Annotated in this window: 7 protein-coding genes and 1 pseudogene; 7 read left to right on the top strand and 1 reads right to left on the bottom strand. The window is 73.0% G+C overall.

Features of this window, described 5'->3' with window-relative positions; all coding sequences use genetic code 11:
* The first annotated feature begins 24 nt into the window (after positions 1-24).
* The 7 genes from FF36_RS07860 to FF36_RS07830 all read left to right on the top strand — a co-directional run bounded on the left by FF36_RS07860 (position 25) and on the right by FF36_RS07830 (position 9,981).
* Positions 25-1,455: a glycosyltransferase gene (locus FF36_RS07860; protein ID WP_044884326.1), complete on the top strand. Its 1,431-nt coding sequence runs from the start codon at positions 25-27 to the stop codon at positions 1,453-1,455.
* The gene (locus tag FF36_RS07855; protein WP_044884325.1) at positions 1,442-4,243 is read left to right on the top strand and encodes a PA14 domain-containing protein; all 2,802 of its coding nucleotides are present in this window, start codon (positions 1,442-1,444) and stop codon (positions 4,241-4,243) included. The genes FF36_RS07860 and FF36_RS07855 overlap by 14 nt, the downstream gene beginning before the upstream one ends.
* A 2-nt stretch (positions 4,244-4,245) precedes the next feature.
* Complete coding sequence (locus FF36_RS07850; protein ID WP_236705674.1) at positions 4,246-4,773, top strand: hypothetical protein; 528 nt, start codon at positions 4,246-4,248, stop codon at positions 4,771-4,773.
* The gene (locus FF36_RS07845; protein ID WP_236705657.1) at positions 4,763-5,485 is read left to right on the top strand and encodes an SCO family protein; all 723 of its coding nucleotides are present in this window, start codon (positions 4,763-4,765) and stop codon (positions 5,483-5,485) included. The genes FF36_RS07850 and FF36_RS07845 overlap by 11 nt, the downstream gene beginning before the upstream one ends.
* A 201-nt stretch (positions 5,486-5,686) precedes the next feature.
* Positions 5,687-7,678 carry a glycosyltransferase family 2 protein gene (locus FF36_RS07840; protein ID WP_044884323.1) on the top strand — a complete coding sequence of 664 codons (1,992 nt, stop codon included), beginning with the start codon at positions 5,687-5,689 and terminating at the stop codon, positions 7,676-7,678.
* A 1,749-nt stretch (positions 7,679-9,427) separates the two neighbouring features.
* Positions 9,428-9,712, top strand: coding sequence for a type II toxin-antitoxin system Phd/YefM family antitoxin (locus FF36_RS40705; protein WP_082121757.1), 285 nt, complete (start codon positions 9,428-9,430; stop codon positions 9,710-9,712).
* Complete coding sequence (locus tag FF36_RS07830; RefSeq protein WP_044884321.1) at positions 9,709-9,981, top strand: type II toxin-antitoxin system RelE family toxin; 273 nt, start codon at positions 9,709-9,711, stop codon at positions 9,979-9,981. The genes FF36_RS40705 and FF36_RS07830 overlap by 4 nt, the downstream gene beginning before the upstream one ends.
* Positions 9,982-10,399: 418 nt before the next feature.
* Here the strand turns inward: FF36_RS07830 and FF36_RS07825 are convergent.
* A pseudogene (locus FF36_RS07825) lies at positions 10,400-10,685 on the bottom strand (FHA domain-containing protein); the annotation flags it as partial.

Below are 10,685 nucleotides of genomic sequence, written 5' to 3'. Positions count from 1 at the left end.
CGGACCGGGCGGAGGCCAGCCGCGATGACGCCGACGAGTACCGGGGATCTTCCCGACGACCTCACCGGCCTCCTGCGCGGGCCGGTCCTGCCCCAACCCCGCACCCCACCGGACGGCCTGGCCGGCGCGGCGGCGGCGGGCGGAGCCAGGGCTGACCTGCCCCTGCCCCTGCCCGCCGACGCCATCCCCGACCTCGACCTCGACCCGCCGACGACCGCCCACCGCCTCGTGCCGGTGGCCCCGCGGCTGTCCGTCGTGGTGCCGACCCGCAACGAGGCGCACAACATCGAGCCCCTGCTGCGCCGGCTCGATGAGGCGCTGCGGGGCCTCGCCGGCGAGGTCATCTTCGTCGACGACTCCGACGACGGAACACCCGAGGCGATCGCCCGGGTCCGGCCGACGGTGAGCCTGCCGGTGCGGGTGCACCACCGCGCGCCGCGGGACCGGGTGGGCGGTCTCGGTGGCGCGGTCAGCGAGGGATTCGCCCTGTGCGCGGCGCCCTACGCCGTGATCATCGACGGCGACCTGCAGCATCCGCCGGAGACGATCCCCGCCCTGCTCGCCGCGGCTCTGCACGACGCCGCCGACGTGGTCATCGGCAGCCGTTACGCGCCCGGCGGCAGCGCCTCAGGTCTCGCCGGCACCACCCGTCACCTCGTCTCCACCGGCTCGAACCTGCTCTGCCGGCTGGCGTTCCCGCGGCGGCTGCGCGGGGTGTCCGACGTGATGAGCGGCTTCTTCCTCGTCCGGGTGGCCGCGGTCGACCGGGCGGGACTGCGTCCCGACGGCTACAAGATCCTGCTGGAGCTGCTGGCCACCGCCGGCCCGCTGCGCATCCGGGAGGTCGGCTACGCCTTCGCCGAACGGCACGCCGGTGCCTCGAACGCCTCGATGTCCGAGGGGGTGCGGTTCGTCCGACGGCTGTTCTCGCTGCGGGTGCCCCGCCCGGCGCGGTTCGCCCTGGTCGGGGCGTCCGGCACCGTCCCGAACCTGTTCGGCACCGCCGTCCTGCACCACCTTGGCCTGCACTACCTGGCCGCGGCGATCCTCGCCACGCAGGTCGCGATCGCCTGGAACTTCGCGGGTTGCGAGCTGCTGGTCTGGGACCGCCTGGCCGGCTCCCGGCTCCGCCGCTACCCGGCGTTCGCGATCATCAACAACCTCGACCTCGTCGTCCGGCTGCCGCTGCTCGCGCTGCTCGTCGGCCGGTGGGGGTTCGGCGTCGGCACGGCGACCCTGCTGTCGCTGGCCGCCGCGGTGATCATCCGCTACCTGGTGGTGGAGCGACTGGTCTACCGTCGCCGGCCGGCGGGATCACCCACGCCGACCCCGAGTGGGACCGCGGGACCGTCACGGGCATTCCGGTCCGGCCGGGCCCGGGGCGGGAGTCGGCCGGGTGGCCTGTCCTGGCCGGCGGGCGCACCGGGAGAGGAGGCCACCGATGCGGCCACGTGATCTGCGGCCACGTGATCTGCGGTCGCGCCGGCTCGCCCGCCCGACCCGGTCCGGCCGGGCCCTGGTCGCCGTGGTGCTGGCCTCGGCCGTCGGGCAGCTCGTCCTGCTGGTCGCGGGCTCGCCGGCGGCGTCGGCGCAGACCTGCTTGGACGACCAGTGGAACGCCGAGTTCCACTCCGGGACCGATCTGGGGGGCGACCCGGCCGGGCAGCGCTGCGACGCCGCCATCGACTTCGACTGGTCGGCGAACGGCCCCGGCGTCACCGGCATCGGCACCACCGGCTACTCGGTGCGCTGGACCCGTCAGTTCACCCTCGCCGCCGGCTCCTACACGGCGAGCGTGACCGGCGACGACGGCGTCCGGGTGCTCATCGACGGGCAGTCCGTCGCCGACGGCTGGGGTGACCACGGCCCGCAGACGTTCACCGGCACCCGCACCCTGACCGCGGGCGTCCACACGATCGTCGTCGAGTACTACCAGAACGCCGGCGGCGCCATGGTCGAGTTCGACCTCACCGGCGGGCCGGCGGCGCCGGGCGGCGCCGGGCCCGACTGCGCGGCGGACGAGTGGGCGGGCACCTACTTCCCGAACCGGGCGCTGAGCGGCACCGGGGTGCCCCGCTGCTCGGCGGGCGTCGACTACGCCTGGGGCGACGACGGTCCCGGCCTGACCGGCATCGGCGCCGACAACTTCTCCGCCCGGTGGACGCGGACGGCGACCTTCGCCGCCGGCACTCTGGCGTTCACCGTCACCGCCGACGACGGGATCCGGGTCTACCTCGACGACCAGCCGATCATCGACCGGTGGCGTGATCAGGGCCCCACCACGTACACGGCGAGCACGGAGGTCACCGCCGGCAGCCATGCCATCCGGGTCGAGTACTACGAGCACACCGGAGGTGCGACCGCGCGGGTCGGCTACACCCTCACACCCGCGGCCGCCTGCCACGGCCTGCAATGGTCGGCCCAGTACTTCGGCAACGTCACGCTCGCCGGCACGCCGACGCCGGCGCGTTGCGAGACCGGCCTGCACCACGACTACGGCGACGGCGGTCCGGGCGTGGCCGGCATCGGCCCGGACGCCTTCTCCGCCCGCTGGACTCGGGTCGACCGCTTCGCCGCCGGCCCGATCACGATCACCGCGACCGCCGACGACGGGGTGCGTGTCTACGTCGACGACACCCGGGTGATCGACGGCTGGAACGACCAGGGCCCGACCACCTTCACCGCCACCCCGACGGTGACCGCGGGCGTCCACACGATCGTCACCGAGTACTACGACCGGGCCGGCGGGGCGCAGATCCGCGTCGACTACACCGGCGGCGGCGACCCCGGTCCCGTCCCGCCCCCGCCGCCGGGTGGTTGCGCCTCCGACTGCGGCGGATCCTGGCAGACGCTCAGCTATCCGAGCTCCGTCCGATCGGTCCACGCCAGCGTCCTGCACACCGGGAACGTGCTGCTGGTCGCCGGTTCCGGAAACGACCTGTCCGCCTTCGACGCGCACACCTTCAAGTCCACCGTCTGGAATCCGAATACGGGTCAGTTCAAAGATGTTCCTGTTGCGGATGACCTTTTCTGCTCCGGCCATGTCCAGCTCCCGGACGGTCGAATCCTGCTGGCTGGCGGAACGGCCGCCTACTCCACCGCGACGGCCAACTACAAGGGCCTGGAGAAGAGCTACGTCTTCGATCCCGTGGCCGACACGTACACGGCGACGAACGACCTGCCTGGCGGCGGCCACTGGTATCCTAGCCTGACCGAACTGGGCGACGGCAACGTCCTCGCCGTGGGCGGCCTGGACCAGAACGCGGCCGGCAGCGTCGCGACCGAGATGTTCGACAGCTCCCGGCAGACCTGGCTCCCCGACGCCCAGGTGCCGCAGACGTACTTCTTCTGGGGCCTTTACCCGGAGCTGAAGCTGATGACGGACGGGCGGCTGTTCTACGCCGGCGTCCACACCTTCGGCAACGCGCCGACCGAGGCCGGCTCGAACATCTACGACCCGGCCACGGCGACGGTCAACGACGTGCCGGGCCTGCGCCACGTGAACCTGCGCGACCAGGGCGCCTCGGTGCTGCTCCCGCCGGCCCAGGCCGGGCGGGTGCTGACCCTGGGCGGTGGCAACGGCGACGCCGGGGCCGACGCCATTGACGCCACCGACCTCATCGACCTGCGCCAGCCCGACCCGCACTGGCAGGCCGGCCCGGATCTGCCCGCGGCGAAGATGTACGTCAGCGCCGTGATCCTGCCCGACGGGAAGGTCCTGGAGACCGGCGGCGGACGGCACCTGCGCTCCGACCCGGTGCACGAGGCGTCGATCTACGATCCGGTCGCGAACACCTTCACCTCCGTCCCGCCGGACCCCCAGGACCGGACCTACCACTCGCAGGCGTTCCTGCTGCCCGACGGCAGTGTCGCGGCGGTGGGGAACAACCCGCTCGACGGGTCGTTCAGCCAGGCGATCTCCGTCTACCGGCCGTGGTACATGGACCGGCAACGGCCCGCGATCACCCAGGCGGCCGACACGTTCGGCTACGGCTCGCGGCAGGCGCTGACGGTCGACGGCGACATCGGCCGGGTCACGCTGCTGCGGCCCGCGTCGGTCACCCACCAGGCCGATCCCAACCAGCGCAGCGTCGACCTGCCGGTCTCGGCCGGCAGCCAGGGCGGCCAGATCTCGGTCGACGTCCCCGATAATCCGAACCTGCTTCCGCCGGGGTACTACATGATGTTCGCCCAGAACACCGCCGGGGTTCCCTCGGTCGCCCGATGGGTGCGGGTCGGTTGAGCGTGCACCTGGGAGGGCCGCCCATCCGGCCCGTCCCGCCCATCCCGCCCGTTCCCGCGGCCGGGGGGCGGCGGCGGGTGCTGGTGACGATCGCCCTCGCGGTGGCGCTCGTCAACGGCGCCGCCGGGGTGATCGGCCATGGTGGTTGGCCCGGCGGCGGCTCCGGCCATCCCCGTCCCGCCGGACAGGACTCCGCCGGCCATGACTCTGCTGGCCATGACTCCGCTGGACAGGGCATCGTCGCTGCCGTCGCGCCGGCCGCCGGGCTGTCCGGTCGGGTCGTGCCCCGAGGTAACGGTAGGCCCTCCCCGGTCCCGGTCGGCTTGGACGGCTGCGACTACAACTACGTCGCGGCCGACACCGGCCGGCGGATCTGCGTGCCCCGCACCCCGCCGCCCGGCCGGCGCCTCGACTGCGCCTACCTGCGAGAACAGGGAATCGGGTCCGTCCGGGTCACCGGTCAGGACACCCGGCGGCTCGCCGGCGCGGCGCCCGCGGCCGCACGGGGCACGGTGCTCTGTGCGCCGTGACGACGTGCCGGTGATGGCGCGGCGGGGGATGGTGGCGCTGGTCGCCGCCGTCGGGATCGGTGCGCTCACCGGCTGCGGCGGGGCCGGTTCCGCGGGCGGCGCGTCCGCGGGGATGGCCGACGGGCCGCCGTCCGGTTCCGGTGCGGCGGCCACGGCCGGCGGTGGCTGGCATGGCACCGTGCCCGGGGTTGCCGTGCCCCGCCCGTCGTTCGTCCTGACCGACACCGCCGGGCATCGTTACGACTTCGCCCGCGCCACCGCCGACCGCGCCACGCTGCTGTTCTTCGGGTACACGCACTGCCCCGACGTGTGCCCGACGACGATGGCGGACCTTGCGGCGGCCCGACAGGTCGCCGGGCCCGCGATCGCGGCGAAGGTGACGGTCGTCTTCGTCACCACCGACCCGGCGCGGGACACCCCGGCGGTGCTGCGCCGCTGGCTCGCCCAGTTCGACGCCGGGTTCGTCGGGCTGACCGGCACCCCGGCGCAGATCGACGCGGCGCAGCAGGCGGTCGGCGTGCCGGTGGCCCTCGCCGACCCGGCCGCCGGTGCCGGTGCCGGTGCCGGTGCCGGCGGCCCGGCGTACCTGGTCAGCCACGCCTCGCAGGTCCTCGGAATCGGTCCGGACGACCGCGTCCGCGTGCGCTACTTCGCCGACACGACGGTCGCCGACTACGTCGCCGACCTGCCGAGGCTCGTCGCCGCCCTCTGATCCGACCCCAGCCTCCACGGCGCGCAATCCCGGAGCGCACGCGCCGCCCGCGGCGGCATCCCGCCGTTGCGACCCGCCAGGCCGGCACCCGGCCAGTCCGGCATCTCCGCCAGTCCGGCATCTCCGCCGCTCCGGCATCCCGGCGCTTCGGCCTCCCGGCGTCATGCCGCCGCGTCCCCTTCCCGTCAGGCAGGTACTCCAGTGACATCCGACTTCGAAGCACCGCGGCCCCGCGCGGTTCCGTCCGGCGCGGCCCGGCTCTCATCGGCGCACAACCACCGCGACCCGCGGGTGTCCGCCCGTCGCCGGCGGCTGGCGACGGCGGCCTGGGGGATCGCGCTGCACGTTGCGCTCGCCGCCCTGTTCGCCGGCCCGTTGGCGGTCGAGGACGGCCTGGCCTACCTGGTTCCGGCCGCGCTCGCCGTCCTCGCGCCCCGCACGTTCGGTCGCGCCGGCCCCCGCCGCCCGGCCGCGGGTTGGCCGAGACCGGGTGGTGCCGGCGGCGGTCTCGCCGTCGTCCGCGCCGCCGGGCGGGTCGATCACCGCGGCGCCCGGCTGCCGCGGATCGTCCAGCTCGCCTGCGAGTCCGTCGGCTGGTACGTGTTCACGGTCGCCGGCTCCCCGGACCTGCGGGTCGCCTCGGTCGACGGCCCCGACCTGCCCGGCTGGCTCGCCGCGACGCTGGGGGCGGCGGCGGCGATGGGTGGCACGCTGCTGCTGTCCCGGCACGAGCCGCCCGTGCCCGCGGCGCGCCACCGCCGTCGCGCGCTGTCCGTCCTGGCCGCCGCGCCGCTCGCCGCGGCGCTGGCGGTCCGCGCGGCACAGCATCACCACGCGGTGCTGCTCGCCGCGTGGACGGGGGTGTCGCTGCTGATGCTGCTCGTCGCCATCCTCACCCTGGTCCGCGGCCAGTACAGCTGGCAGCTACCCGAGCGGGTGCACCACGTCGACCTCGCCGACGTCCAGGCGCCGCGCCACCGGTTCTCGCTGATCATTCCCGCCCGCGACGAGCCGATCCTCGGCCGGACCCTGACCCAGATCCTCGCCGGTGACTACCCGGCCGACCTGCTGGAACTGGTCGTGATGGTCTCCCACGACGAGGTCGACCGGCCGACCCGGCGCATCGCCGAGCAGATCGCCGCCCGCCATCCCAACGTCCGCGTCATCGCGCCGCAGGGCAGCCAGCGCAGCAAGCCGCTGTCCCTGGAGGACGCCCGCCGGCACTGCACCGGGGACATCGTCGGCATCGTCGACGCCGAGTCGCTCATCGCCGGCGGCCTGCTCACCTACGTCAACACCCTCGCGTTGCGCCAGGCCGACGTCGGCATCTTCCAGGGCGGCGTCCAGCTCATGAACGTGCGCGGCCCGGGACGCCAGCCGCGGCCCGCCGGCGTCGGCCGGCTGCGCGCGGCGCTGCGCCGGTGGAACACCGGGACCTCCTGGTGGCGGGCCCGCAACTGCCTGGAGTACTACATCTGGTTCATGTCCCGCCTGCGCTTCCAGGCACGGGCGCGCTTCATCCCCCTCGGGGGGAACACCGTGTTCATCCGCCGGTCCGTGCTGGAGCGGCTCGGCGGCTGGGACGTCGCCTGCCTCACCGAGGACTGCGACCTGGGCGTGCGGGCCTCGGTCGCGGGCATCCGCACGACGGTGTTCTACCACCCGGACCTGACGACCCGGGAGGAGACGCCGGAGAGCCTGACGAAGCTCATCGTCCAGCGCACCCGCTGGATGATGGGGTTCATGCAGGTCCTGTTCAAGGGGGACTGGCGCCTGCTGCCGGGGGGCCGCCAGCGGATGATGGCGGCGGAGATGCTGGCCATGCCGTTCTTCCAGGCGATGGCCGGGGTGCTGCTACCCGTCTCGGGAGTCCTCACGCTGTTCCTCGCGGCGCCGACGGGCCTCGTCATCGTGTTCTGGCTGCCGCTGGCCGCCTCCGTGATGACCGTCTTCTCGGAACAGGCCGCTTTCCGGGAGTTCACCGACGCCTACGAGCTCGCCGTCGGCCGGTGGGACAGCGTCCGGCTCATCCTCAGCGCGCCGTTCTACCAGCTCGCGCTGTCGATCGCCGCGGTGCGGGCCACCGCCCGCCTGGTGCGCGGCCGACTGGAGTGGGAGAAGACGTCGCATTCCGGTGCCCATCACGGTGCCGGGGCCGGCACGGGTCGCTTCGGGCTGGAGGCGGCATCGTGACCGTCCCCGACGTGTTCGACGCTCTCGACGAGACCCTGCCACGGCCGGTGGCGTCGAGCCCCGCCGCCTGGGCCGCCGACCGGGCCCGGCTGCTGAGCGCGCGGGTGGCGGACGGCGCGCGAGCCCACCGGCGCAGCCTCGCCCTGCTCGCAGTGCTCCTGCCGATCGTCGCGGTGGTACACGGGGTCAACTTCGACGGCTGGCCCGGGCGGGTCACCGACGACGAGGGCACCTACGCCGCCCAGGCCTACTCGATGCAGTACTGGAACCGCATCGCCCACTACACCTACTGGTACGACCACCCCTTCGGCGGCTGGCTGCTCATCGCGATCTACACGAAGCTGACCGACGGCTTCCACCGGGCGGCGACGGCGGTCACCGCCGCCCGCGAGCTGATGTTCCTGCTGCACCTGGTGAGCTGTGTGCTGCTGTACCGGCTCGGCCGGCTGCTGGGCCTGCGCCGGTTCTTCGCCGGCCTCGCGCTGCTGGTCTTCTCGCTGTCGCCACTCGCGCTGTGGTACCAGCGGATGGCGTTCCTGGACAACATCGCGGTGATGTGGCTGCTCGCCGCCTTCGTCTGCGCGGCCTCCCCGCGGCGCAGCGTGGCCGCGGCGGCGCTCGCCGGGACGTTCATGGCGTTCTCGTTCTGGTCCAAGGAGACGACGCTGCTGTTCCTGCCCGGGCTGTACGTGCTGCTCTGGCAACACCGGGACTCGCGGAACTGGCGGTTCGTGCGGCGCAACTTCCTCGGCTGCCTGCTCGGGATCTGCGGCATCTACATCCTGTACGCGGCGGCGAAGAACGAGCTGTTCGAGGGGCCCGGCCACGTCTCGCTGGAATGGGCGGTGCGCTGGCAGTTGTTCGACCGGGCGCCGAGCGGCAGCGTGCTCGACACCGGCAGCGACACCTACAACGTGGTCCGCTCCTGGCTGGACCTGGATCCGTACCTGGTGCTGGCGGGCATCGCCGCGGCCGTGCCGCTGCTCGCCCTGCGCCGCCTACGGGTGGTCTCGGCGCTGCTGCTGCTCCAGTTCGGCTTCATCTTCCGCAACGGCTACCTGCCCAACCCGTACGTCACCGCGATGCTGCCGTTCGCGGCCCTGTGCGCCGCCGGCCTCCTCGACGCCGCGCTGCCCCGCACCCCGCTGCGAGTCGCCGGTGCTGACGGCGAACGCGACGGCGACGGCGGCGCGCGGGGCGTGCCGGGATGGTTGACGGCGGTGTGGACCGGACTGCGTCGAGGTGCGGTGGCCGTGGCCGTGGTCGGCTCGGTGGTGACGCTGGCCTGGGACTGGACGCCGAAGATCCACACGGCGCTGACGGTGGACGCGAGCGCCCCGAGCCGAGACGCCACCCGCTGGTTCCTTGCCCACATCCACGACAATGGCACGGTCATCACCGACGACATCGCCTGGACCGATCTCGTGGTCGCCGGCCGCCGACCGCTGCCGGTGTGGTTCTACAAGCTCGACCTCGATCCGGAGGTCCGCGGCCACTTCCCGCACGGCTGGAAAGACGTCGACTACCTGATGATGGGCAAGCCCCCGGACTCGGTGCTTGCCGAGGTCCCGATCGTCGCCGAAGCCCTGCACCACTCGGTGGTGCTGAAGTCCTTCGGCAACGGCGAGATCGAGATCCGCCGTGTCCTCCCTCCCGGCTGCCGCCCCGACATCCCGCCCGCCCACTGCGGCCCTGACGCGTCCCAGCGGTTGTCTCCGTCCGCCGGGGCAGGTGACTATAATTCTGACCATGGATACGCTCCCGTTGGCGGAGGTCAAGGCCCGGTTGTCCGAGTTGGTGACCCGGGTTCAGGAGCAGCACGACCAGGTGACGGTGACGCGCAACGGCCGGCCGGCGGCAGTGGTCGTCTCGGTGGAGGAGTGGGAGAGTCTGCACGAGACTCTGGAGATCCTCTCCGACGCCGAGACGGTGTCCTCTCTCCGGGTGGCCCGTGAGGAGATCGCCCGAGGCGGGGTCTACACGACCGACGAGGTGCTCGCGGCGTTCCGTGAACGAGGTCAACAGAGCGCGTGAGCGATCTCTACGACGTGCAGTGGTCGCGTTCGGCACGTCGGGCGATCGCCGAGGAGCTGCCGGAGTCGGTGGCGTCCGCGGTGCTGAAACTCGCCACCGGCCCGCTGCGGGAGGAGCCGCGTCGGGTGGGCAAGCCGCTGCACGAGCCCTTCGACGGCCTGTGGTCGGCGCGCCGGGCCACCTACCGGGTGATCTATAGCATCGACGACGACAAACGTCTCGTCATGATCGAGATGGTCAAGCGCCGGCGGCACTCCTACCGTCCGTGACGCGGGTGAAAGACCCTGGTGGACAGCGTGCCCCAGGGGGCGAGCCGGCGATCTGGTTCCAGTACGCCACTTGCCGTGCCCTGTCCGTTTTCCCAGGTCGCGGCGCTCCCGATGTTCCGACGTGACCCTCGCTGCCTTGTGTTGCCGGAAGATCTGCACCCATAATGAGTCCACGTCCGCACCGCGCCGAATGTTTTTGTCGATCGCGGCCTCGGGTGCATCGCAGTGCCTCGCCCAGGATGTCACCTGGCTGGCCGACACTGCCCGACTGGGCTGGGCAGCGCTGATTTACGCCGTCCACGCCCGTCAGATCATAAGAATGCGGCTCGACTGATTGAAATAAATGGGCGGTGGGAGGTGTTCGCGGCGTTCTGTGGGCGAAATCTCGCTGACCGTCCTTGGTGGAGGAATCACAGCTTCAGGTAAGCGCGAGCAGTGCGCCGAGGGCGAAGCCGACCGCGGCGAGCCAGACGAGGGTCGGTAGCGCGTGCAGCCAGCGCGCGAGTGGTCGCCGTCCGGACGTTCCGGCAGCCCCGTCCGGCGGTCCCGGCTGGGCGGGCACCGGCTGTCCGTACGTCGGCGGCTGGCTGGGCACCGGGGCACGGCCTGCCGCCGGTGTTCCCGGTGGCGAGGCTGCGGGGCGGGGGAGGGAAGCGGGTGGGGGTTGGGGGGTGCCTTGGCCGGCGAGGACGGTCTCCTGGTCG

This window comes from Frankia torreyi (assembly GCF_000948395.1).
GTDB classification, from domain to species: Bacteria; Actinomycetota; Actinomycetes; order Frankiales; family Frankiaceae; genus Frankia; species Frankia torreyi.
This window is presented reverse-complemented; position numbering and strand designations above follow the sequence as displayed.

Excerpts from the sequence above, each read along its gene's own strand:
- FF36_RS07860 (WP_044884326.1), top strand. The coding sequence starts at position 25 with ATGACGCCGACGAGTACCGGGGATCTTCCCGACGACCTCACCGGCCTC.
- FF36_RS07855 (WP_044884325.1), top strand. The coding sequence starts at position 1,442 with ATGCGGCCACGTGATCTGCGGCCACGTGATCTGCGGTCGCGCCGGCTC.
- FF36_RS40705 (WP_082121757.1), top strand. The coding sequence starts at position 9,428 with ATGGATACGCTCCCGTTGGCGGAGGTCAAGGCCCGGTTGTCCGAGTTG.